The following is a 22,500-nucleotide window of genomic DNA, read 5'->3' as shown; positions in this document are numbered from 1 at the left end:
ACCACCAAGGCCGTCCCGGTCGCTTGATCCCAGCCCCCAATGCGCACCATGCGGCCGATCTCGGTTCCGGAGATGTCTTCCGGCCCCAGCAGTAGTGCGTCATCGGGGGTCCGGGCAGCCAGGGCCATGTGAACATCGGAGAGTGATCGACGATGAGGAGCTGTTCGGCGCTGCCCGTCGACGGCTTCGAGCGGTCGCGATAATTGACCGATGAGTACCATCGAACGCCCTCTGCCGCCCCTGAACGCCGATGAGCGCACCACGCTCGAAAGCTGGCTCGACTTCCACCGGGCCACACTCGCCATGAAGTGCGAGGGCCTGGACGACGAGCAGGCCGCCGTCGCGTCCGTGCCACCGTCCGGCCTCACCCTGACGGGCCTCGTCCAGCACATGGCGGAGGTGGAGCGGAACTGGTTCCGTCGGGTGTTCGCCGGGGAGCAGGCCCCGCCCATCTACGACCCGCAGGCGGACCCGCGCGGCCCCGATGGCGGCTTCGACCTGGCCGCGGGGGCCACCCTGCGTGATGCCCTCGCCACGTGGCACGCGGAGGTCGCCCGCGCCCGTGAGCACTGCGCGGGTCGTGCTCTGGCCGACACGGGTCGTTTCATGGAGCAGGAGGTGAACCTCCGCTGGATCTACGTCCACATGATCGAGGAATACGCCCGCCACAACGGGCACGCGGACCTGCTCCGCGAGCGCATCGACGGCACGGCCGGCGTGTAGCACCGGGAACGGCGGCGCGGTTGGCGATCTCGCCGTTCGTCGTGGGCGTGCTGCACGCTCGCGTCGGCGGGGACCGGGCGTGCGGGCCCCAGGGGCGTCGGGAGGCGGGTTCAGGCCGTCCACTTCACCACGCGGGGCCGCGCCGGGTCGTTGTTGTCGATCACCACGTCGGCGGCGAGTTCGGGTGCGGCCGTCCCGCGGTAGAGCCGCTGCCCGGGTAGGTAGCGCCGTTCGTAACGTTCGCGTACGACGTCCGGTCCGCCCATCACCACCGCGTCACGCACCAGCGCCCGTCGCAGTGCCTCCTCCTCGCTCACGTCGACGAAGATGCTCACGTCCCAGTGCTCGCGCAGTTCGGGCCGGAGCACGAACACTCCGTCGAACAGCAGGACCGCACCCTCCGGTGCCACCCGGGCCGGCTCGTCCGTCGCCGCGTCGACCCGGTGGTCGAACACGGCAGTGCGGTACCGGCGGTCCCCACCGGGGCCCAGTGGGTCCAGGACCGTCCTGCGGACGGCGTCGTGGTCGAAGGAGTCGTGGTAGAAGCCCTCCGGCGACAGGCTCCCGCGCCGGAGCCGGACGCTTCGGGGCCGGTGGAACCCGTCGATGCCGACGCGGATCGCCTCGCGCCGCCCGGACAGGTTCCGGGCCAGCTCGTCGGCGAGGGTCGTCTTGCCTGCCGCGTCCGGACCGTCCACCGCGACGCGGAGCACCCGCTCCGGGCTCCTCGCCACCAAGAGCTCCACCAGAGCCCCGACCAGCGCCGCCCGTGGCACTCGTTCTCCCACTGCGCCCGCCCTTCCCAACGGCTCGCGCGGGACGTCAGGTCTCGTCGCCGTCCCCGCACCGTGTGACCACCATGTGAGGTCCATACTCGCCGAAGACCCGCGTGCGTCGGGTGCCTACCGGTCCCGGTGCCGCCTTCCCGGCCGGTACACCAGCCGTCGCAGTGCCGTCTCGGCTGGGCCACGGTGGCCGACGAGCTCCAACGCGTACGCCGCGGCCAGCGTGACCAGCCAGACCGCGGCGGCGAAGAGCGCCATGGTCGCGCTGGACAGGTGTGCCCCGAGTCCCAGCCCCCAGGCCGCCAGCAGTGGCGCGAAGATCAGGGAATGGGCGAGGTAGCAGGACAGGGACCGCTTGCCGACCGCGCGGAGCGCCGCCACACCTCTCGAGCCGCACCGGCCGGGCCGGCCCGCCCACCAGTGGGCGAACAGCGCGACGACGGCGACGTAGCCGAGCCCGGCGGCGTTCCCGGTCATGTCCCGGAGCACCGTGAGCGCCCCCGCCTCGCTCTGCGCGTCGTCCGGCACGTCGAGTGCGCCCACGTGGGCCAGGGCGGCGGGCAGGCCACCGAGCCAGCCCACGGTGATGCCGATGACGGCAGTGCGGCGCAGCAGGGGCAGGTGGCGGCCCGGGTCCTCCAGGACGCGGCGCCGGGCTGCCCAGAAGCCGAGCAGGAAGATCACGTAGGAACCGCCGAGCAGGGCCCCGGACGCGCCGACGAAGGTGACGTACAGCCCGGTCGTGAGCCGGGTGCCGGCCGCGGCGAGCCAGCTCTCCTCCGCCGCCCCGTACGCCTCGTACCCCGCCTCCGCTCCGGCGTCCCCCATCGTCCCCGGCTCTCCCTGGAGCAGGGCCGTGAGGACGGGGGCGCCGGCCAGCAGCACGAGCTGGGCGGTGGCGGCGCCGATCCACCACTTGAGGGCACGGTCGCCGCGCCGCAGGAAGAGCCAGCCGAGCACCAGGCTCAGCAGCCCGTAGTAGCCGAGGATGTCACCGGCCATCAGGAGCGTGGCGTGGGCCAGCCCGATGGCGACCAGCCACAGGCTGCGTCGGCGCAGGAGGGCGACCGCGTCGCGCTGGGAGGTTCCGGCGGCGGTCTGGCGGAGGTGGAGCTGCGTCATGCCGTACCCGAAGAGGAACGCGAACAGCGGGTACACGCGCAGGTCCAGCGTGGTGATCATCGTGAACTGGACGGCGCGGTCGGCGAACGAGCCGTCCGCGGGGTGCCATCCGGAGGGTCCGCGGGGCGCCGCCCACAGGTGGAACGCCGTGTTCGAGACCACGATGAGCAGCAGCATCGCGCCGCGCGCGAGGTCGGGCGCCAGTGCCCGTTCCACGGGCCGCACGGCTCCCCGCCACGGCCGTACGTCTGGGGTCTCCACCGTCACCCCTCGACGCTAGGGAGGCCGCCGACTGCGGGGCACCCGTCAGCGGTCTGCCCGTGGTCGACCAAGGGATGACACCTGGTGGCCGGGCCGCGACCAAGGGAGTACGCCCGCCCCGTCCTTCAGCCGTCGGGCGTCCCGCGCCGGGCTTGCCGCCGCCGGGCGAGGGGTTCAGGGCCCCGTCGTGGGTACCCGTCGGACGCGCTCCGCGGCCAGGCAGGCGCGGCTGAGGGCGACCCGGACGTCCGCGGCGCTGCTGCCACTGCACTTGATGACGTAGAACAGCACGATGTTGATCGCGGTGACGGCCGCCGCGTACACGTAGACGTCCTGGACCAGCCCGACGTAGATCAGCGTTCCGATGGTGGATGCCGAGATGCAGTAGAAACCCGATGTCGGTGCCCAGTTGCTGAACACCTCGAGCCCGGCGATCCGGCCGCTGGGGACGGTGGACAGACCCCTTCGGCGGGCCTGGCGAACGGCCTCGCGGGCGAAGCGCAGGCAGGTGAAGTTGCACAGGAAGATGCAGAGGATGCCGATCGCGGTGCAGATCGGCCACCAGTCACGTTGGACCAGGGTCGGTGGCAGCACCAGCACGGCCGGCACCAGGGAGAAGCCCCGCATGGAGAACTCCGCCAGCGAGGCCAGGAGGCTCAGCCGTCCCAGACCACGGCCGGTCGTCCTGGTGGTGATGCCGGCAATGGTGTTCTGGTAGAAGCGGACACCTGCCAGGAGGAAGCTGAGTCCCACCATCCGGATCGGCAGGTTCCCGCGCAGGTCCGGGATCGGGTAGTCGTCGGCTCGAACGCCGTCGAGGACGGGCAGTTCGTCGTCGGAACTCCCCGCGGCGCGTTGCAGCGCGGTGGTCAGGTGGTTGCCCCAGTTCCAGTCGAGGTCGCGCAGCCACCAGGTCATGGCGAGGAAGGCGGCGACGTACCACGCGTAGGCCGACACCCTGGACCAGGCGAGCAGCCAGCGCACGTGCATTCCCCGTTCCGGGTCGGCGTACAGGGACTGTGCGCGCCGGACCTCCCACAGGCGACGCTGCCGCCCCGGCGCGTCGGCCAGTGGGGTGCGCAGGTCGAGCAGGGTCGCCAGCCACCGCTTGTCCGTGGCCGGCCGCTGGGCCCTGGCGGCCTCGACCGCCTGGAGTTCCTCCTCGAGGAAGTGGAGCAGTTGTCGGTAGCGCCCCCGTGGTCCTTCGGGCCGGAAGATGACGAGTCGGTTGTCGGGGTCCCGGCCGGTGAGGTCCTCGAGGAACCGCGCCAACATGGGGGTCTCCGCGTAGAACGCATCCGGGACGGTGCTGTCGGGCTCGTCGGGCACACCGGCGATGGCGATCAGCAGCCTGCCCGCGGAGTACAGGTCGGCCCTGTCGTTCTGCGTGGCGTCGGTACGGACCTCGGGGGCGACGTAGGCGGCGTCGGGGCCGTCCGACCCCGGCACCTCGTGTGCGTAGAGGTAGTTGACGCCGAGGTCGACCAAGACGAAGGACAGCTCCCCCGACGGCCCGCTCCTGACGATGATGTTGCTCGGCGACAGGTCGCAGTGGCGCAGTCCGGCGTCCTCGAGGTCGGCGAGCGCGTCGAAGAGCTCCCGCCCCAGCAGCGCGAGCAGGTCCACCCTGATGTCTCCGGGCGGCGCGTGCGGACGGACCTGGCGTTGCAGGTACTCGGCCAGTGTCTCCCCGGGCACCAGATCCATCATGATCCACCGGGCTTCGCTCGCCCACACCCGGGCCAGGTGCCGTGCCTCGGTGTCGGGCACGGAGTACGTCTCCCGGTAGCGGCGGGTGTTCCGCACGATCGCCGGAACCCTGAGGTACGGATAGGTGATGCACTTCAGCGCCAGGGAGCGTCGGCGCCCGTGCACCGTTGTCGCCGACCGGCCGGACAGGATGAAGGAGGTCGTTCCGTGGCGGTGGAACCGGAGACTGTCCACATCCATGCGGTTCCACTCCGCCTGGGTGAGCGGGTCGGCAGCGTGCCCGGCCACGCCGACCGCGTCCAGCGGCGTGCCTGGCGCGTAGAGGGCGACGAGCGCTTCCCGCACTGCCGGTTCGCACATCAGGGGCTGGCACACGACGGCGCAGTCGTGCGGGGGCCGTGCGTCGGCGGCCCCGGCGAGACCATAGCGGCGCTCGTAGGAGTGGCGCAGGGAGACGAGGGTCAGCAGCAGCAGGCCGAGGTTCCCGAAGACGGATCTGTATCTCCGCCTTGCCGAATCGGGCCGGTCCGGGAACTGGCCGCACCAGTGGCGCAGGTCGTCAATGACCGTGCCCCAGGGCAGTTCGAACTCGCCGAGGAAGGTGTAGGCGTCCCAGGGCAACTCCAGGAAGAGACGGTGCCATTCCTCAGCGGGCCAGGAACGCAGCTCCTCCTCGCACATGGTGGCCGCGGTGACCGTGTGAACACCGGACACCAGGCGGACGACGACCCGTAAGCCACTCATTTCGATGGTTCTAGCCGTCGTTTCCATTCACGATGCTCAGACGCGGCACCGCTCGAATCCGGCCTTGTTGAACCAGCCGTGGGTCCTGTCGTTCGGTCGCGCAGTACATCGTCTCGTATCCGCCGCGTGCCCCGGCGAGAATTCGTCCCGGGTCCAGTTCGTGCCGCTTCACCTGTGCCATCCATGGCAGCGGGGCCAGATCGAGGACGTACGGGGGGTCGCCGGGCTCCGTCATGCGGCGTTGCAGGGTGCGCCGTTCCTCCCGGTACCGGACGATGGCGTCCCGGTATCCCCATCCGAGGCCTTCGTGGATCTTGTTGAGATGGCGAATTCCGTATCGCTGCGAGAGGGTGAGCTGTTCGGGCGGGGGTGAGACCGGCCTGGTGCTCAGTGACAGCACGTGGGTGCAGCCGTCGTCGAGCGCGAGGCGGTACGGGTGCGGCGTCAGCACGCCCCCGTCCAGGGCCCTCCTGCCCCGGAACTTGGTGGTGCCGTGCAGTGCGACGGGTAACCAGGCACTCGCCACGAGGGCCTCGCGCAGGTCCGCCCGGTCGGTGAAGTCGCACGCGGCCTCGGTCCGCAGTTCGTCGACCAGGGTCACGGCGATGTGCAGTTTCGTGGGCGAGGCGATGACGGCCTCGTAGTCGAGCGGCTTGACCCTGTCGACGATCTCGAAGGCGTAGTCGAGATCCATGATCTCGCCCCGGAGGAACCTGCGGAAGTCCACGAATCGGCGAGTGGCGAGATCGTCGTAGTAAATGGACAACGGGTACCAGGTGTTGCCCAGGAGGAAGTACCCACTGTTGATCGCCCCGGAAGAGGCGGAGTACACCGAGTCGAACGCGTTCAGGAATCCCAGGTCCTCGAGTGCGCAGAGCATGGCCGCGGACACCACGCCGCGGATTCCCCCACCTTCGACAGCAAGCCCGATCTTCAGGTCGTCGGCGGGGTTCTCCCGGGTGTGGCCTTTCTCGCGCCTACGTCGCAGAACCTCGAGTACCGGGTGATCAGCCAGCCATACGCTGCCGTCCATCGCCTCAACTCCAGGCGTTCGGTGACAACAGGGACAGCCAGATTGGCACGCACGGTTATGACGAGTCAACGTCGACAGGGCGAAATCGAACCACTCCAACGGTTGTTGAAGAACATGCCATGGGCATTGTTCGGATGACGGTCGTGTGTGCGGCGGTGGAGGGTTGCCGCGGCCGGCCTACCGCTGTTCCGCGAGCCACTCGTCGAAGGTGGTCGGCGCGATGCGGGCGTCGTCGCCGGGCAGCAGCACGTCCCCGGCCATCGCGGGACCGAAGACGGTGGACCAGGTCGGCACCAGCTTCACCGCCCGGCCGCGCGCCTCGTTGGTGCGGCGGGCCATGTCCACCAGGTCCTGCGGTTCTGGCCCGGCGACATCGACGTGGCGCCCCCGCGGCTCTCCGGCAGCGATCTCGGCGAGGACGTCCGCCACGTCCGCGGGCGCGACCGGCTGCACCAGCAGCGGTGCGATGGTGGCGACGCCGTCGCGCTCGGTCCAGCTCGTCACCGTCGCGGCGAAGTCGTGGAACTGCGTGGCCGGGACGATGGTCCACGGCACGGGTCCGGTCGCCACGAGGCGCTCCTGCTCGCGCTTGCCGGCGTAGTGCGCGTTGCCCTCGATGCGGTCGATCCCGGCGATCGACAGCAGCACGTGGTGACGGACGCCGGCCCGCTCCTCGGCGGCGAGCATGTTCCGCGTGGCCGCGCCGAAGTAGGCCACGGTCTCGGCCCGGTCGGCCGCCGGTCCGTTGGTCACGTCGATGACCGCGTCGACGTCGGCCAGGGCCTCGTCGAGACCGTCACCGGTCGTCAGGTCCACGCCGAGGGAGCGGCTGATCCGCACCACGTCCTGCCCGTCCCTCCCGAGTGCGGCGACGGTGAGGGCCCCGATGTTCCCGGTGGCGCCGGCGACGGCGATGCGCATGGTGGTCTCTCCTTCTTGTGGTGTCGCCGACGCTATCACGGACTAAATGGGTCCACAATGTCTGGGATAGAATGAGGGGCGTGAAGCTGCCTGTGAGTACGGAGTGGGTCCTGCACTGCGCCACGACGCTGGCGCAGCTCGACCCGGGGTCCAGCGCGTCCACCACGCAGCTCGCGCAGTACTACGACCTGCCGGCGGCCTACCTCGCCAAGCAGCTCAAGGCGCTCGTCAGGGCGGGGCTGCTCGCCGCGACCACGGGCCCGCGGGGAGGGTTCCGGCTCGCGCGGCCCGCCTCGGAGATCACGCTCCTGCAGATCGTCGAGGCCGTGGACGGCGCCGCCTCGCCGTACGAGTGCCGTGAGATCCGTCAACAGGGACGGGGGGCGCTGCCCCCCGAGGACTGCCGTCGTACCTGCGTCCTCGCCGAGAAGATGGCCGACGCGCACGAGGCGTGGCGGAGCAGTCTCGCCGGGAGCACGCTCGCCGACGTCCTGGCCGCCCTCCCCCCGTCGGCACCGTCCCGCACCCGGCAGCGCCTCGCGGGGACGGCGTAGTCCGCGTGCCGACAGCGCTGGGTTCCCACCCGTGCCGCTGCCGGGGCTGGTTCTGACCAGCCCCGGCAGCGGGGACGTGGGTTCGGGGTGCGGCCCGGTCAGTGCCCGGCCGCGACGAGCTCGTCGGCGGTCCTGGGCGTGGCCGCGGACGTGCTCCTGGACCACTGGTCACCGATGTTGCGTTCGAAGGCCCGGAAGGCGCCCTCCTGCTTCCACTCCACCGCGGCCTTGGGGCTGGACGCGAGGAACCGGGCGCAGCGGGTGCTCGGGGTGGGATCACCGCGGTGGTCCCCGGCGCACTGCGGGACGACCCGGAAGGCGTCGCGGCTGCGCCACAGGCTGCGGCCCTTCAGGAAGCCGTACTCCAGGGAGGTGCGGGCCAGGTCCTTCAGCGTCCGGTAGTCCAGGTCGTAGGTGAGCGCGGCCCGCTGGTACTCGCGGCTGATGTCGGTCCGCTCCACGCCGGGGTCGTCGGTGGCCAGGGCGACCGGCACGCCGTACCGCCGGTAGAGCGGGAAGGGGTGCCGCCAGCCCGTGACGCCCAGGACCTGCGCGTTGCTGGTGAGCGGCACCTCCACCAGCACGTGCCGTCGGGCCATCAGGCGCAGCAGGTCCCGGTGGTCGTCCTCGTGGCGGATGTCCACGCCGTGGCCGATCCGGTCGGCTCGGGCGGTGAGCACGGCCTCGCGGATGTGGAAGCGCAGGTCCTCGGGCTTGACCAGCCCGGGAACGAGCTCTCCCGCGTGCAGGGTGAGGGGGACGTCGGGGTACACGCCGCGCAGGTACTTCAGCATCCGCATGTGGAGGCGGTAGTCGGCGAGCGCCACCGGATTGTCCTCCGGCTGCACGAGGTTCAGCGAGACGAAACGGGGGTCGCGCTCGGCCAGTTCCATGCCGAGGACCATCTGTGTGAAGACCCGCTCGGGCGGACCTCCCCGCGCCACCTGGGAGATGAACCGCACCGGCAGGGCGCACCCGGCGGCGGGGTGGTCGGTGTCGCAGTGCGCGGCGGCGCGGAACTCCTTCATCATCGCGTCCGTCTCGGCCATCGCCTGCCGGACGACGCCGTCCATGCCGCCGTCGGCGAGCAGTTTGTCGCGGAACCGGGACAGGTCGCTGTCGTACCCGACCTTGGCGGCGAGGGCGGCAGCCGCGGACGAGGCCGGGGTCAGCATGGTCTCGAGGTAGAACTGGTGCTGCTTGGCGGCGGAGGTGGCGACCTGGGCCAACAGCCGTCCCGGGTGGCGCCCGCTGACCGCGCCGAACTTGCCGAAGGTGGCGAAGAAGTGGTCGTGGCTGGTCTCGCCCTGGCTGGGGGTGAAGTCCTTCATCGACCAGGCGCGGATGACCTGTTCCCGGAACGCGCGGTCGGTGACCGTGTCGGCCGCCGGGTGGGTGTTCCCCGTGCAGGGCGGTGGGCTCGCGGTGAGGGTCGTCCGGTCGATGCAGTAGCCGTCCTCCACGGCGAGCCTCAGCAGCAGTTCGGTGGTGGCCGCGCCCGACAGGTGGTTGTGCAGGTCCGCACCCTTGGGCAGGGCCCTGAAGAACGCGGCGAGCTCCGCGGGTCGGTCGCGTGCGTCCCGCAGGTAGGCCGAGACGCGGGCCTCGGTGGCGGTGGGCCCGTTCGCGCCGCTCCCCGCGGCCTGCACGGGCTGGGCGGGGGCCAGGGCAAGGGTCAGGGCGATGCTCAGGAGCGGTGTGAACCGGGCCACGCGGCGCCGCCGCTCGGCGGCCGGGGATGAGAGGGGCATGTCGGTCATCCTGGAGTAGCCGGACCGTGACCTCATTGTCTGACGTGCACTTTTCACCCGGTTAGCGGAATTCTGACTGATGTGCCCCTGGTGCCCTGCCGGTTGGCGCTGACGTCCGCGGGTCAGCGGGGCAGCGCCCGTTGCGGGTCCTCCCCGACCACTGCGCGTGCGGCCTTCCCGGCCAGGTGGCCGAAGAGCTCGACGGCCGGTGAGCCGTTGCCGGTCCGCCACACCAGGCCGTACCGGACGGGGACGCCGCCCACCAGCGGAACGTAGGCGACCCCCGGCCAGCGGTGGTAGGCGGCGGTGTGCGCGGCGGTCAGCATGGCCCCCTTGCCGGCGGAGACGAGCACCAGCGCCTCCTGCATGTTGGTCACGGCCGGTCGGTGGTCGATCGGCCGGCCGTTGGGGGTGCGGCTGGGGAACCGGTGCTCCAGCCAGTAGTCCGGGACGTCGCCGTCCACCGTCAGCAGCGGAACGTCGCCGAGGTCCTCGAGCGACACCGCGTGCCGGGCGCTCAACGGGTGCCCGGCGGCGACCGCGAGCACCCGCTCCTCGGTCAGCAGCGCGGGCCCCGCCGTCAGGTCGCTCTCCCGCACCGGGAAGTCCACGAGCTGGACGTCGAACTGGCCCCTGCGCAGCAGCCCGAACGGGTCGGACATGGGCACCTCGCAGATCTCCACCACCAGGTCGGGGTGCGCGGTGCGCAGGGCCTCGGCCGCCCGCATCGTCATCTCGCCCGCCAGGGGGGTGGAGAAGCCGACGTGCAGCGCGCCGGCCATGCCCCGGGCCGTGGCGGTGGCCCGCTCCAGGGCCTCCCGGATGGCGCGGTGGTGCGGACCGAGGTCGTCGCGCAGCCGTTCCCCGAGGCGGGTGAGCGTGACCTGCCGGCTGGTCCGCGCGAACAGGGGCGCGCCGACGCGGCGTTCCAGCTTCTGCACGAGCTGGCTCACCCGGGCCCTGGACAGGTGCAACCGGGTCGCGGTCCGTCCGAAGTGCAGTTCTTCGGCGAGAACGAGGAAGCACTCGAGTTCGTACCGGTCCACGTGTGCCTCCAACCACGTCGAGGATTATCGGTAAGACAGATTGAACGAACGTTGTGATCATCGATGTTGTTCCACCCCGGGTGGCGGCCGAGGCTGGAGGTACCGACTGCATCTCCCTAGAAGGGGACCTGATGAGTGCCGTGAAGAGCCCGGACGCGGTGCGCGTGCGCAACCGGGGCATCCTGCTCGTGCTGTGTGGCGCGATATTCCTGGAAGGCATCGACGTGGCCATGCTCAACCTGGCCCTGCCGTCGATCCGTGCCGACCTGGGGTTGCCCACCGGCGAACTCCAGTGGGTGATGAGCGCCTACGTCCTTGGCTACGGGGGCTTCATGCTCCTGGGTGGGCGAGTGGCCGACCTGTTCGGACGTCGTCAGATGTTCGTCCTGTGGCTCACGGTCTTCCTGCTGTTCTCCGGACTCGGTGGCCTCGCCACCGAGGGGTGGATGCTGATCGCCGCCAGGTTCGTCACGGGGGTCGCCGCGGCGTTCATGACCCCGGCCGGCCTTTCCATCATCACCACCAGCTTCGCCGAGGGCCCGGAGCGCGACCGGGCGCTGCTCATCTACACGGGGACCGGCGCCGGGGGGTTCTCCGTCGGGCTGGTCGCCGGGGGGTTGCTCACCGCCGTCAACTGGCGGTGGGTCTTCTTCGCCCCCGTGGCGCTCTCCCTGGTCATCCTGGTCGCGGCCCTGGTGTTCGTCCCGGCGTCCCCCCGACCGCAGCGGCGGGGGCAGGGCATCGACCTGGCCGGGGCGTTCACCGTCACCGCGGCCCTGGTGCTGATCGTCCTGGCGGTCGAGCGCGCCGGCCACGCCGGGGTCGCCGTCAGCGTCGGCACGCTGCTGGCCGGCGCGGCCCTCCTCGCGGCCTTCCTAGCCATCGAACGCCGCTCGTCCGCGCCGCTGGTCCGACTGGACTTCTTCCGCAACGGCCGCCTGGTGCGGGCCAACCTCGCGGCGATGCTCTTCGCCGCGGGGTTCTTCGGCTTCCAGTTCCTCCTCGTGCTGTACCTCCAGGAGCTGCGCGGCTGGTCCACCCTGCAGACCAGCTTCGCGATGCTCGTCCTCGGGGCCGACGCCGTCCTGTCCCCGACGCTGACCCCGCGGCTGGTCAACCGGTTCGGCAAGCCCCCGGTCATCCTGGGCGGACTGCTGATCGCGGCGCTCGCCTACGGCCTGTTCCTGCCGCTCGGCGCCGACTGGTCGTACGCCGTGATGTTCCCCGGTCTGCTCGGCGTCGGACTCGCCTTCTCCCTGGCGTACGGGCCGCTCACCATCGCGGGGACGGAGGGCGTCGCGGAGGAGGAGCAGGGGTTGGCCGGCGGCCTGCTCTACACGTCGTTCCAGATCGGTGCGGCCCTCGGGCTCTCCGCGGCCAGCGCTGTCAACGTCGCCGCCACCGACGGTTCGACGGCCGCGGACCTCCTGCACGGTTACCGGGCCGCGCTGCTGGTGCCGTTCGTCGCCGCCGTCGCCGCCACCCTCGTCGGCCTCCTCGGCCTGCGCCCCGGTCGTGGCGGCACCTCGGTGGTCGCCCGCGGGCCCGCCGCCGCGGAACCCACCGCGGCCGTCAACTGCTGACCGTTGGACGGGGAACGGTGACGCGGGGAACGGGGGCGCGGGGAACGGGGACGCGGGGGCGTTCAGCCCACGCGGGCGGCCACGGCTCGGGCACACTCCATCGACTCCGTGCGCGTGGTATCCACCTCGAGGTCGTAGACGACGCCCTCGTGGACCACCTGCGCCTGTGACGCCGCCATCCCGGTGACCCGGTCGCCACGCGCCACCTCGCGGCCCGCGGCGACGGCGCCGTCACACCTGACGGCCACCCACAGCACGTCGAGCCCGTCCAGTGCCTTCCGCCACCGCTGCTGGGACGCGGCCCCGCCGAGGAAGACGTCGTCGATGATGATGTGGGCCCCCGCCCGGGCCATCGCGGCGATCCCGTCCATCCAGGCCGCCTCCAGGGCCGTGAACTCCGACCCGACCGACACCCCGCCGTCCTCGGCGAACGTGATGCCCTCGGTGGACGCCTGGATGGAGGCCGGCATCGCCTCGATGAGGCTGTCGATGCCGAACGTCAGCCACGGGTCGGGCAGGACCGCCTGGAGGCACCGGGCGATGCCCGACTTCCCCGAGCTCGACCCCCCGTTGAGCACGATGACTTGCGACATCGCGCCACTGTAGGGCCACCGAGCACGCACACAAAACGGATTTGTGGCGAACGTTCGCGGCCCGGGGGCGGTCGGACGTCGTGTCCCCAAGGGGGCGCCCCGCTGTTCCCCGACCTCGGTGGCGGTCGGGGAACAGCGGGGCGGGAGGACAGGTGCCGCGGTCGCGGTCCGGTCGCGCGGGTCAGGCGATGCTGCGTCCCTCGACCGCGTCCACGGCGATCGCGGCGGGTCCGGCGTCGCCGCGCACACCGAAGCCGTAACGGTACTGGGCCCGCACGGTGGCGTCGGACAGGTCCGGCAGGTGGTCCAGGGTGGTGGCGGTGACCAGCTTCCACCCGTCACCAGAGTCCACGTAGATCGCGGCGCGCTCGCCCACCACGCTCAGCGCGAACCTGCCGCCGTCGGGGACGGTGACGTCCTGCTTGGCGCCGAACACCGCGATGCCGCCCGGCACCTGGGGGCCGCGCACCTCGAATCCCACGGCCTTGCGGGTGTTGACGTAGTAGGCCAGCACGTCGGTCGTCCCGTCCCGCACCAGTCCGGTGTAGACGGTGTCCATGTCGGACGAGGTGCCCTGGAACCGGCGCACCGTGACGCTGGTTGCGAAGGCGGGGCTGCGCGGCGAGGTGTCACCGGCGTAGGTCCCGAACCAGCTCTGCGTCGGGTGGGAGGCGTTGAGGGTGCCGCCCTGGACGGTCAGCGTCGGTAGGGCCCTGTCCTCGGGGAGCACCCGGTTCGCCCGGTAGCTCCCGGTGCTGTCGGTGTCGAAGGCGTCGTTGAACTCCCGGTTGGCGAAGGCGTCCGGGGCCGGGGGCACCTGCTGGGAGGCGGGCGGGAGGCGGAAGGTCACCCTGCGCTCACCGCCCGGGTAGGCGGCGCAGACCACGGGGTACTCGGGGTTCTGCGGGGTGAAGGCCGTCACCCGGGTGGTGATCGTCTGGCTCTGCCCGGTGGCGAGCCGCCCCAGGGTGACGTCCTGCGTATCGACCGCCACCCCGGCGCAGGCGCGCAGCTCGAGCCGGCCCGCCAGGGGCGCCACGTCGTGGTTGGTGACGGTGAGGGTCACGGGCGAACCGATCTCTCCGCGTCCCTCGGTCCGCGCGGTGACGTCCACGTTGTGGTCGGTCGGCGAGGGGACCGCCGCCGCGGCCAGGCTCACCTGGTCCAGGTCGAAGTAGCCGTTCCAGTCGTCACCGACCGAGCCGCGCACCCAGACCTTGATCCGGGAGACGGCCGAGCGGGACTCCCACGCGGACAGGTCCACGGTCAGCCGCTCGAAGTCGCCCTGGGCGGACAGGGGTGCGGTGCCCGCGGCGACCCGCCCGTCCTTCCCGTAGACACGCACCTTGGCGTGGAAGGTGTTGCCCGGCCGGAAACGGTCGTCGGCGTCGGCCGGGACGCGCACGGACACCGAGAGCTGCGGGTGGGTGCTGGCGTCCAACGGCTGGTCGAGAACCAGGTCGGCGCCCTTCCAGGTCTTCGCGTACCGGGACCAGCCGGGGACGGAGCCGTTGAAGCCGACCCGCAGCGCGCCGTCCACCTGGCTGACGCCCGAGGAGTTGTCGGACGCCCGCCAGCCGTCGGTGCCGTCGGTGAAGTCGGAGACCACGCGCTCGACGACCGGGGTGGCCTGGTGCCGCACCCCCACGGGGTCGGGCGCGGAGCGCACCGCCAGCTCCGCCGGGTCGAAACCGGGGATGACGTCCGCCCAGTCGGAGATCCCGATGATCTCCTTGGCGAACTCGGTGGCCTCCAGCGACCGCACGGTGTCGATGTCCCGGTAGACGTCGTAGATCGGCTTGTGCTCGCCGGGCATGGCGGCGGCGCCGTGCTCGTCGTCCCAGGTCCACAGGCCGAGGTGGAGCCCGCCCTCGTGCTGGTGGTCCACGTGGCGGTGGAGGATGAAGCTGTCGATGCCGTCCAGGAACGCGATCTTGTAGTAGGCGTAGGCGTACGCCGCGGCCTGTAGGTCCAGCGCCTCCTCGGAGTAGTCCTGGGCGTTGAGGCCCTGTTCGGACAGGATGATCCGGCGGGGCTGTCCCTGGTAGAGCTGCTCGCTTCGCGCCATGTAGCGGGGCAGCACCTGGATGTTCTTGAAGGTGATGCGCTGGCTGTCGAAGCTGTCGGTGGCGGTCCTGTCGTTCCAGAACGCCGGGTTGAACAGGTTCTCCGGGTACGGGTGGTGGGCGAGGTTCCACGGGAAGTCGCCCTGGGCCTTGGTGAGCCGGTTGAGCCCGTCGATGACGTCCCGGCCCCGGTACTCGCGCAGGTGGTCGTCGCCGACCGCCGCCGTCCAGTAGTGGGTCAGCGAGGTGTAGACGCGGCCGTTGGTGTCGGCCTTGCGGACGGACTGCCAGGTGATCCGCAGGGCGCGGGCGTAGTACTCGAGGAAGTCGTCGAGGGACTGGGCACCCATGTTGTACCAGTACCGCTGGGCGTCGATCTCGTTGCCGACGATCCAGCCGCTGGCCCGGCCGTGGGCGCCGTCGGCGCGGGTGTACCGGTCGGCGAGGAACTCCATGGCGGCGGTGAGGTAGCCGGTGCCCTCCGCGGTCTTGGTGTCGAAGGCGTAGACCGTGCCCTTTCCGATCTCGGCGTCGGGGTGCACCAGCTCGGGCCAGGCGGAGGTCGGGCGGTTGTTCTGGTACAGGATGAGGATGAGGTTGACCAGGATGCCGTTGTCCGACAGCGGCTTGATCTGGGAGTCCAGGGAGCCGACCGCGGCCTTGTCGAAGTAGTAGGTCCGGCCGCGGGAGGTGAAGGGGACGGCGTTCTGGGCGGCGTTCGGCCCGGCCCGCATCACCTGGTCGAGGGCGACGTTGACCGCGGCGTGGCCGGTGCCGGTCTCCTCCGCGTCGTCGGTCATCTCGACCTGCAACCCCTTCTTGCCCGCGACGTGCGGGTACGGGGTGTCGGTGATGCCGGGGAAGCGCACGTCGTCCACGTAGTGCGGCGTGCCCAGGACCGTGTCGTCGGCGACCGCGAGGAACTTGTCGTCGAAGTGGTCGTCCTGGCCCTCCCGGCGGGCGATCCGGGCGGTGAAACCGCCGTCGTCGCCCGGGGAGACGGTGGCGACCGGCTCCCCGGTGGCGCGGTCGGCGGCGTCCTGCCAGGACTCGAGGGCGTAGAGCGCGACTTCGTCAGCGGATGACCGGCCGGTGATGGTGACGGTGTCCTGGTCCGCGGCCACCGAGGTGATGCCCGGCGCGGTGTCCGCCCGGGCGGGGGCGGCCGTCCACGCGACCGGGAGGGCCAGTGCGAGGGCGAGGAGCCCGGCGGCCGGCCGAAGTCTTCGTCGTGCTTGGACCATCGTTTCTCCTGGTGTGTCCGAGCGAGTGTTCCCTGCGATCCGCCGCTGCCCCGCCGGTCCGTCCTCGGGCGCCGGGACAGCCGGTGCCGAGGGCTGCCCCCCTAGGAATTGAAACCTTTCATACGGCTGGAAGTGTGACGCTGGCTCAATCGCGCTGTCAACGCCCGTGCAGCGATTGGGTGTGCGGCACCGAGAACCCTTGGTGGAGAAGGGGATTGAGGCTCGGCGAGCCTTGGTTCGCCGGTGGCGCGGCGTCTGGACGGGTGGCGCTGGCCGCTTTGACATAGGGCAGTTCTGAAACATTTCACTGCCCATGGGGCCCGACCCGGTGCGCGGCTGCGGCCGGAGGTGCTGTCGGTGCCCTGGGGCATGCTGCTGGGCATGACGCCTTGGACCCTGACCGGCATCGAGGATGCCCTGCGTGCGAGCTGGGCCGCCGACACCTGTTCACCGGACGACGCGGCGAGGGCCGGCTGGACCGGGGAGAACCCGGGCTGGGGGCACGGCGACATCACCGCGCTCCTGCTCAACGACGTGTTCGGCGGGGACCTGATGGTCGCCGACGTCCACCACCGTGGCGAACGGCTGGGCTACCACTGGTGGAACCGACTGCCCACGGGGATCGAGATCGACCTCGCGAGGGACCAGTTCCGCGACGGCCAGACGATCGGCGCGGGTCGGGTGGCCCGCCGGCAGACCACCCGCCCGGTGCACCGTTGGAGGGAGTACCAGGTGCTCTCCGGCCGGGTGCTGTCCAGGCTCTGACGGGCGGGCCGGCACACCGGTACGGGGCAACGGCCGAGGGGCGGCGCGTCGTTGACCGGTGGAGGCCCCGCGCCCGCGTCGGGCCCGAGGGGGCCTCCAGGACGCCACCTACCCTGTCCGCATGAGCCGACTGCATCTGTTCGACATGGACGGGACCCTGATCCGCGGATCGTCCGCCTGCCTGGAGATCGCCCGGGAGTTGGGGCTCGTCGCCCACTTCCAGGCGCTGGAGCGGGACCTCTCGGCCGGGCTGATCGACGCGCCGGGGTACGCGGTGGCCGCCTACCAGAAGTTCGAGTCGCTCAGCGAGGCCCAGGTCGCGGCGGCGTTCGCCGGGGCGCCCTGGCTGCGCGGCATCCGCGAGGTGTGGGCGGACATCCGGGAACGGGGCGAGTTCTGCGCGGTGATCTCCCTGTCGCCCAACTTCTTCGTGGAGCGGCTGCGGGAGTGGGGTGCGCACGAGGCCCGGGCGTCGGTCTTTCCACGGATGCCGTTCGCCGGGGCGGAACTCGACCCGTCCGGAATCCTTCGGCCGGAGACCAAGGTGCGGGTCGCCGAGGAGCTGTGCGCCCGGTTCGGGGTGCCGCCGCAGCGCTGCGTGGCCTACGGGGACTCGCTTTCGGACGCTCCGCTGTTCGCCACGGTGCCCACCGCGGTGGCGATCAATGCGGACCACCACGTCAACGACCTGGCGAGCCATTCCTACAGCGGGAACGATCTGCGCGAGGCGTATGCCCTGGTGCGGTGAACGGGGTGTAGATGGCTGGATTTCTTCGGTGACTATCGACTTTGCCGGTGTTTCGACGTGTGTCTGGCGCATGCCCGTGTAACAGCGGCGCGGGGCCGGGGGTTGTTTATTTGACTCGGCCCGGTATGGTCGGTTGCAATCAGCGACGGAAAACGACCACGGAGGCGCGCGACCCACCAGTTAACGATCCTCTGGGCGTGGCGCCCACCTCCCAACGCTTCCTGACCTGCGGTCCGCACCCGTCCCCTGTGTAGGGATTTCGGCCACCGAGGCGGAGATCATGGGTCAAACCGTGCCCTTCACTGAATCTCCACAAAGGATGTCCGGTATGGGCAGGGATTTCGGCACGTGAACTGAGACGTGGCGAATACGGTGACGCGGTGGGGCAATGCGGAAGAGGCTCTTGTCCATTCGGGATCGAGTACGCGGAAGAGAGCAGTTCGAGGCTTGGGTAGGCGATGGATGCGGTGAGAGCCATGTCGGCGCGGACGGGTAATTCTGCGGCGAACCGGGAGCGCCCGGGCGGACCCGCACAGCCCCCTCCGCAGGACCCGGTGGAACAGGACGGGAGCTGGAGCTGGTTCGCTCCGTCCAGGCCCGGGCTCCCCGGGCAGCCGGTCCACACGACGCGGCCGACCGCGCCGGCCCCCGCCGCAACGCCCGGTTCCGCCGCCCCCCCGTCGCCGGCCCACCGGACACCGACCGGTGCCCCCGCGCGCCCGCGTTCCAACCCGCTCGCCGGGCTGCGGTCGGCGTCAGCCCTGCGCGCCGCCGCCCGCAGGGCGGGGCCACCGCCCGAGGTGTCGGCGCACGGCGCCCCGTTAGCACCCGCACCGGCCCGTCACGACGCCCCGCCGACGGCCGCGGACTCCGCCCCGCCGCCGGCGCCCCCCGTGCCCTGGGTGCCCCCGGTGTCGCAGGGCTCCTCGGTGGACCCGCTGTTCCGGGGGGAACCACGGGCCGACGCCGCCCCGGCCGCGCCGCCGGCACCGGCACCCGCCCCGCCACCCGCGCGTTCCGCGGACCTGACCTCGGTGGCGCAGGCCCCGGTCCCCCCGCCGGTCCCGGCCCCCTCGCGCCCCCTCAACGCCCGGCCCACCTCCGAGGACGCGGCCCTTATCGTGCGGTCCATGGAGGCCGTCGCCCCGTTCGCCGACAAGGTGGTCTCGTACTTCTACGCCACGTTGTTCCTGCACAACCCCCACCTGCGTGAGCTGTTCCCGGCCGCCATGGACCACCAGCGCGACCGGCTGTTCCGTGCGCTGCTGATCGCGGCCAAGCACGTGGACGACCAGGAGTTCCTCACCCAGTACCTGTCCAACCTCGGTCGCGGCCACCGCAAGTACGGCACCAGGTCGGAGCACTACCCGGCGGTGGGCGAGGCGCTGATCGCCGCGCTGTCCCGCTACGGGGACGGTGTGTGGGACGACGAGACCGAGGCGGCCTGGGTCCGCGCCTACACCACCATCTCGCAGACCATGATCGACGCAGCCGCGGCCGACGAGCGGGTGGCTCCTGCCTGGTGGGAGGCGGAGGTCGTCTCCCTGGAGCGGCGCACCCGGGACATCGTCGTGCTCACGGTGCGGCCCGACCAGCCGTACCCGTTCCAGGCGGGCCAGTACACCACCCTGGAGACCCCGTGGTGGCCGCGGGTCTGGCGGAACTACTCGTTCGCCACCGCGCCCCGCCCCGACGGACTGCTGACCTTCCACGTCAAGGCGATCCCCGCCGGCTGGGTCAGCACCGCCCTGGTGCACCGCTCCCAGCCCGGGGACGTCCTGCGCCTCGGCCCTCCGGCCGGCTCCATGGTGGTGGACCACTCCTCGGCCCACGGACTGCTGTGTCTGGCCGGCGGCACGGGGATAGCCCCCATCGAGGCGATCGTCGAGGACGTCGCGGCGTACGGCATCAGGCGCAGGGTGGAGGTGTACTACGGGGCTCGCTGCCGCGAGGACCTGTACGACCTGGAGACCATGGTCCGCCTGGAACGGCAGCATCCCTGGCTCTCGCTGCACTCGGTGGTGGACACCCCCGGTGAAGGCCAGGGGACGGAGCCGCTCACCGACCTGGTGCGCCAACACGGCCCCTGGCAGGCGTTCGACGCCTACCTCAGCGGGCCGCCCGGACTGATCCGCAGCGGGGTGGACGCGCTGACCGGAATCGGCATCCCGTCGCACCGGATACGCCACGACTTCGTGGGCGACCCGGTGGAGGCGGACGAGTGACGCCAGCGACCAGCGATGGGACGCGGAACAGGGGAGACGTTGTACGCAGATGAGCGCACCGGGCGCCCCGGCCGGCCGGCCAACGGCACGGACCTGCCCGCCGGCCGGGCGCACCCGACCGGGGACCGCCCCGGGTCGCCGGGGGAACACCGGTTGCAGGAGAAGATGGGCACCACGGCCCGCGCAGACCGGTTCTACAACGACCAGGTGCTGGACCACCTGAACCCGCGGATGCAGGAGTTCGTCGCCCGGCAGGAGATGTTCTTCCTGTCCACCGCGGACGCCAGGGGGGAGTGCGACAGCACGTTCCGCGCCGGCCCGCCCGGTTTCCTCCAGGTGCTCGGCGCCCGCAGCCTGGCCTACCCGGAGTACCGGGGGAACGGGGTGATGGCCAGCCTCGCCAACATCAGCGAGAACCCGTACGTCGGCATCCTGCTGATCGACTTCACCCGGGACCGGATCGGGCTGCACGTCAACGGCCGCGCCAGGTTCCGCACCGACCAGGAGATGCGCATGGCGTACCCGCTGCTGCCGGTGGACCCCGTCCCCGGTCGGCGCCCGCAGGTGTGGGTGGAGGTCGAGGTCATCGAGGCGTACGTCCACTGCTCCAAGCACATCCCCCGGATGGTGAAGCTGCCCACCTCGGCGGGCCGGGCCTGGGGCACCGACGACACCCAGCGCAAGGGCGGCGACTACTTCGGGGCGGCCCGGAGCAGGCAGGAACGCGGACTGCGCACCGAGCCACAGCCCGAACCCGAGCCGTTCGACGGTTGGCGGCTGCCCGAGCAGCACCCCCACGCCGACGTCTCGGGGAGCACCGCTCCCTGACGGCGCAGCGCCGCGGGCGGAACCGGAGCCCCGGGGGAGGGGGGCGCCCTCAGGCCAGGTCGGCGGCGAGCAGGGCCCTCACCCCCTCCACGTTCGCGCTCAGGTAGTCGCGCAGCGACGGCGGCACCACCTCCACCGAGGCGATTCCCTCCGGGCTGAACGGGACGCGGACGATGTCGTACTCGCCGTTGGGCTCCTCCACCTCGGGGCCGTGCCGGCGGGCGGGGTCCATCGCCCGCAGCCGGCAGACGAAGAAGTGCTGGACCTTCACGCCGTGCCGTCCGTCCTCGGTGGTGTGCGGGACGGTGTCCACGAACGCCGGCACCACGTGGGTCACGGTGGCGCCCAACTCCTCGTCCACCTCCCGGCGCAGGGCGTCCACCACGGTGTCGTCGCCCGGTTCCACGCCGCCGCCCGGGGTGATCCAGTACGGCGCCCGGTGGGGCTTGGTGCGCTTGATCAGCACCAGGTCGTCGCCGTCCAGCAGGATGGCGCGGGCCGTGCGCTTGACCACGGGACGCCCCTGCCCCGTCCCAGTGCCGCCCGTGGGACCTGCGTCGTGCTCCCCGGGTCCGGTGCCCGTCATCGTCCCTCGTCCCCGGTCAGGTGCCGTGCCCGGTCGAGGGCCTGGCGCACGTCCGCGACGAGGTCGCGCGGGTCCTCCACCCCGACCGAGAGGCGGACGAACCCCGCGGCCACCGCGTCGCCGCCCCAGCGCGCCCGACGCTCCGCGGTACTGCGCACCCCGCCGAAGCTGGTCGCCTGGTGGACCAGTCGCAGGGAGTCCAGGAACGCCTCGGCGTGTGCCCGGTCCGGCAGGGTGAACGAGACCACGCAGCCGAAGCGGCGCATCTGCCATGCCGCCACCGGGTGGCCGGGGTCGTCCGGGTGACCGGGGTGCCGCACCCCGGTCACCTCGGGGTGCCGGGTCAGTTCGGTGGCCACCGCGAGGGCGTTCTCCGCCTGCCGCCCGACGCGCAGCTCCAGGGTCGCCAGGGAGCGGTGGGCCAGCCAGCTCTCCATGGGGCCGGGGACGGCGCCGACCGTCCTGCGCCAGTGCCGCAGCTCCTGGGCCAACGCGGGGTCGCGCACGGCGGCGTAGCCGAGGAGCAGGTCACCGTGGCCGGTCAGGGCCTTGGTGCCGCTGGCCACGGAGAAGTCGGCGCCGAGGTGGAGGGGGCGCTGCCCGAGCGGGGTGGCCAGGGTGTTGTCCACGGCGACGAGTGCGCCCTCGGCGTGCGCGGCGTCGGCGATCCGGCGGATGTCGCAGACGTCGAGCCCCGGGTTGGACGGGGTTTCCAGCCACACCAGCCGTGCGCCGCGCAGCTCCCGGAGTGCGCCTTCGCCCGCGGTGGGCGCCAGGCGCACCCGTGCGCCGTGGCCCTCGAGCCGTGGGACGAGCTGCCGTACCGTGTAGTAGCAGTCCGTGGGGAGCACCACGGTGTCCCCGGCCCGGACCTGGGACAGCAGCACGGCGGAGACGGCGGCCATCCCTGAGGCGAACGTCACACACTCCACGGTGCCCGCGGCGGGCGTCGCCCCGCCGGTGTCCGGCGCGGGGCGGTCCTCCGGGTGTCCCGCCTCGAGGGTGGCGAGTGCGGACTCCAGGCCGGTCCAGGTGGGGTTGGCGTCCCTGCCGTAACGGTAGTCGCCGGCCGGTTCGCCGGGCAGGTGGTAGTGCGCGGCGAACACCGGCCCGGGCAGGGGGGGTTCGTTGGGGCGGGCGGGCGGAAGACCGGCGTGCGCCGCGAGGGTGCCGTCCGCCGGGGGGCGTGGTGCGGTCATCGGTGAATTGTCC

19 protein-coding genes are annotated in these 22,500 nt (G+C 71.8%); 7 read left to right on the top strand and 12 right to left on the bottom strand.

The window, feature by feature from the left end; all coding sequences use genetic code 11:
* Nucleotides 1-210: 210 nt before the first annotated feature.
* Nucleotides 211-723: a DinB family protein gene (locus A3IG_RS0113800; protein ID WP_018384159.1), complete on the top strand. Its 513-nt coding sequence runs from the start codon at nucleotides 211-213 to the stop codon at nucleotides 721-723.
* A gap of 110 nt (nucleotides 724-833) precedes the next feature.
* Here A3IG_RS0113800 and A3IG_RS0113795 read toward each other — a convergent pair whose 3' ends face one another.
* From A3IG_RS0113795 to A3IG_RS0113775, 5 genes are all read right to left on the bottom strand, one after another.
* Nucleotides 834-1,511, bottom strand: coding sequence for a nucleoside/nucleotide kinase family protein (locus tag A3IG_RS0113795; RefSeq protein WP_104530755.1), 678 nt, complete (start codon nucleotides 1,509-1,511; stop codon nucleotides 834-836).
* Between the two features lie 114 nt (nucleotides 1,512-1,625).
* Nucleotides 1,626-2,855: a DUF418 domain-containing protein gene (locus A3IG_RS0113790; protein ID WP_018384157.1), complete on the bottom strand. Its 1,230-nt coding sequence runs from the start codon at nucleotides 2,853-2,855 to the stop codon at nucleotides 1,626-1,628.
* Between the two features lie 210 nt (nucleotides 2,856-3,065).
* Entirely contained in the window at nucleotides 3,066-5,345 is a 2,280-nt protein-coding gene (locus A3IG_RS31935; RefSeq protein WP_051087494.1) for a protein kinase domain-containing protein, read from the bottom strand.
* Between the two features lie 10 nt (nucleotides 5,346-5,355).
* On the bottom strand, nucleotides 5,356-6,378 hold the full coding sequence (locus A3IG_RS0113780) for a patatin-like phospholipase family protein (RefSeq protein ID WP_078500451.1): 1,023 nt from the start codon (nucleotides 6,376-6,378) through the stop codon (nucleotides 5,356-5,358).
* A 177-nt stretch (nucleotides 6,379-6,555) separates the two neighbouring features.
* Complete coding sequence (locus A3IG_RS0113775; RefSeq protein WP_018384155.1) at nucleotides 6,556-7,299, bottom strand: SDR family oxidoreductase; 744 nt, start codon at nucleotides 7,297-7,299, stop codon at nucleotides 6,556-6,558.
* 80 nt (nucleotides 7,300-7,379) lie between these two features.
* Here A3IG_RS0113775 and A3IG_RS0113770 point away from each other — a divergent pair, with 80 nt between their 5' ends.
* Nucleotides 7,380-7,853, top strand: coding sequence for an RrF2 family transcriptional regulator (locus A3IG_RS0113770; RefSeq protein WP_018384154.1), 474 nt, complete (start codon nucleotides 7,380-7,382; stop codon nucleotides 7,851-7,853).
* Between the two features lie 98 nt (nucleotides 7,854-7,951).
* Here A3IG_RS0113770 and A3IG_RS0113765 read toward each other — a convergent pair whose 3' ends face one another.
* Both A3IG_RS0113765 and A3IG_RS29700 read right to left on the bottom strand, forming a co-directional pair.
* Nucleotides 7,952-9,604, bottom strand: coding sequence for an adenosine deaminase family protein (locus A3IG_RS0113765; RefSeq protein ID WP_104530758.1), 1,653 nt, complete (start codon nucleotides 9,602-9,604; stop codon nucleotides 7,952-7,954).
* 122 nt (nucleotides 9,605-9,726) lie between these two features.
* On the bottom strand, nucleotides 9,727-10,650 hold the full coding sequence (locus A3IG_RS29700) for a LysR family transcriptional regulator (protein WP_018384152.1): 924 nt from the start codon (nucleotides 10,648-10,650) through the stop codon (nucleotides 9,727-9,729).
* Nucleotides 10,651-10,781: 131 nt separating this feature from the next.
* On the opposite strand from A3IG_RS29700, the gene A3IG_RS0113755 reads away from it, so the two are divergent.
* Nucleotides 10,782-12,233 carry an MFS transporter gene (locus tag A3IG_RS0113755; RefSeq protein ID WP_040911428.1) on the top strand — a complete coding sequence of 484 codons (1,452 nt, stop codon included), beginning with the start codon at nucleotides 10,782-10,784 and terminating at the stop codon, nucleotides 12,231-12,233.
* A gap of 62 nt (nucleotides 12,234-12,295) precedes the next feature.
* Here A3IG_RS0113755 and cpt read toward each other — a convergent pair whose 3' ends face one another.
* Entirely contained in the window at nucleotides 12,296-12,826 is a 531-nt protein-coding gene (cpt, locus tag A3IG_RS0113750; RefSeq protein ID WP_040911426.1) for a chloramphenicol phosphotransferase CPT, read from the bottom strand.
* A gap of 181 nt (nucleotides 12,827-13,007) precedes the next feature.
* Complete coding sequence (locus A3IG_RS0113745) at nucleotides 13,008-16,136, bottom strand: DUF5722 domain-containing protein (RefSeq protein ID WP_018384149.1); 3,129 nt, start codon at nucleotides 16,134-16,136, stop codon at nucleotides 13,008-13,010.
* A 381-nt stretch (nucleotides 16,137-16,517) separates the two neighbouring features.
* Here A3IG_RS0113745 and A3IG_RS0113740 point away from each other — a divergent pair, with 381 nt between their 5' ends.
* Nucleotides 16,518-16,901 carry a YunG family protein gene (locus tag A3IG_RS0113740; RefSeq protein WP_026220245.1) on the top strand — a complete coding sequence of 128 codons (384 nt, stop codon included), beginning with the start codon at nucleotides 16,518-16,520 and terminating at the stop codon, nucleotides 16,899-16,901.
* 121 nt (nucleotides 16,902-17,022) lie between these two features.
* On the top strand, nucleotides 17,023-17,649 hold the full coding sequence (locus tag A3IG_RS0113735; RefSeq protein WP_018384147.1) for an HAD family hydrolase: 627 nt from the start codon (nucleotides 17,023-17,025) through the stop codon (nucleotides 17,647-17,649).
* Nucleotides 17,650-18,490: 841 nt separating this feature from the next.
* On the opposite strand, the gene A3IG_RS35865 is transcribed toward A3IG_RS0113735, so the two are convergent.
* On the bottom strand, nucleotides 18,491-18,781 hold the full coding sequence (locus tag A3IG_RS35865) for a hypothetical protein (RefSeq protein ID WP_322887995.1): 291 nt from the start codon (nucleotides 18,779-18,781) through the stop codon (nucleotides 18,491-18,493).
* On the opposite strand from A3IG_RS35865, the gene A3IG_RS35860 reads away from it, so the two are divergent.
* Nucleotides 18,780-19,874, top strand: a complete 1,095-nt coding sequence (locus tag A3IG_RS35860; protein WP_040911464.1) for a globin domain-containing protein — start codon at nucleotides 18,780-18,782, stop codon at nucleotides 19,872-19,874. The genes A3IG_RS35865 and A3IG_RS35860 overlap by 2 nt on opposite strands.
* Nucleotides 19,875-19,913: 39 nt before the next feature.
* A complete protein-coding gene (locus tag A3IG_RS0113725; protein WP_018384144.1) occupies nucleotides 19,914-20,702 on the top strand; it encodes a pyridoxamine 5'-phosphate oxidase family protein in 789 nt (262 codons plus the stop codon).
* Between the two features lie 49 nt (nucleotides 20,703-20,751).
* Here the strand turns inward: A3IG_RS0113725 and A3IG_RS0113720 are convergent, their stop codons facing one another.
* Together A3IG_RS0113720 and A3IG_RS0113715 are read right to left on the bottom strand one after the other, a co-directional pair.
* Complete coding sequence (locus tag A3IG_RS0113720) at nucleotides 20,752-21,216, bottom strand: NUDIX domain-containing protein (protein WP_026220244.1); 465 nt, start codon at nucleotides 21,214-21,216, stop codon at nucleotides 20,752-20,754.
* 68 nt (nucleotides 21,217-21,284) lie between these two features.
* Nucleotides 21,285-22,487 carry a cystathionine gamma-lyase gene (locus A3IG_RS0113715; protein ID WP_018384142.1) on the bottom strand — a complete coding sequence of 401 codons (1,203 nt, stop codon included), beginning with the start codon at nucleotides 22,485-22,487 and terminating at the stop codon, nucleotides 21,285-21,287.
* Between the last annotated feature and the right edge of the window lie 13 nt (nucleotides 22,488-22,500).

Origin of the sequence: Wenjunlia vitaminophila DSM 41686, assembly GCF_000380165.1 — a bacterium.
Taxonomy (GTDB): domain Bacteria; phylum Actinomycetota; class Actinomycetes; order Streptomycetales; family Streptomycetaceae; genus Wenjunlia; species Wenjunlia vitaminophila.
This window is presented reverse-complemented; position numbering and strand designations above follow the sequence as displayed.

Excerpts from the sequence above, each read along its gene's own strand:
- A3IG_RS0113755 (WP_040911428.1), top strand. The coding sequence starts at position 10,782 with ATGAGTGCCGTGAAGAGCCCGGACGCGGTGCGCGTGCGCAACCGGGGC.
- A3IG_RS0113740 (WP_026220245.1), top strand. The coding sequence starts at position 16,518 with ATGACGCCTTGGACCCTGACCGGCATCGAGGATGCCCTGCGTGCGAGC.
- cpt (WP_040911426.1), bottom strand. The coding sequence starts at position 12,826 with ATGTCGCAAGTCATCGTGCTCAACGGGGGGTCGAGCTCGGGGAAGTCG.
- A3IG_RS0113775 (WP_018384155.1), bottom strand. The coding sequence starts at position 7,299 with ATGCGCATCGCCGTCGCCGGCGCCACCGGGAACATCGGGGCCCTCACC.
- A3IG_RS35865 (WP_322887995.1), bottom strand. The coding sequence starts at position 18,781 with ATGGACCGCACGATAAGGGCCGCGTCCTCGGAGGTGGGCCGGGCGTTG.
- A3IG_RS0113745 (WP_018384149.1), bottom strand. The coding sequence starts at position 16,136 with ATGGTCCAAGCACGACGAAGACTTCGGCCGGCCGCCGGGCTCCTCGCC.
- A3IG_RS0113715 (WP_018384142.1), bottom strand. The coding sequence starts at position 22,487 with ATGACCGCACCACGCCCCCCGGCGGACGGCACCCTCGCGGCGCACGCC.
- A3IG_RS31935 (WP_051087494.1), bottom strand. The coding sequence starts at position 5,345 with ATGAGTGGCTTACGGGTCGTCGTCCGCCTGGTGTCCGGTGTTCACACG.
- A3IG_RS0113735 (WP_018384147.1), top strand. The coding sequence starts at position 17,023 with ATGAGCCGACTGCATCTGTTCGACATGGACGGGACCCTGATCCGCGGA.
- A3IG_RS35860 (WP_040911464.1), top strand. The coding sequence starts at position 18,780 with ATGGAGGCCGTCGCCCCGTTCGCCGACAAGGTGGTCTCGTACTTCTAC.
- A3IG_RS0113780 (WP_078500451.1), bottom strand. The coding sequence starts at position 6,378 with ATGGACGGCAGCGTATGGCTGGCTGATCACCCGGTACTCGAGGTTCTG.
- A3IG_RS0113800 (WP_018384159.1), top strand. The coding sequence starts at position 211 with ATGAGTACCATCGAACGCCCTCTGCCGCCCCTGAACGCCGATGAGCGC.
- A3IG_RS0113765 (WP_104530758.1), bottom strand. The coding sequence starts at position 9,604 with ATGCCCCTCTCATCCCCGGCCGCCGAGCGGCGGCGCCGCGTGGCCCGG.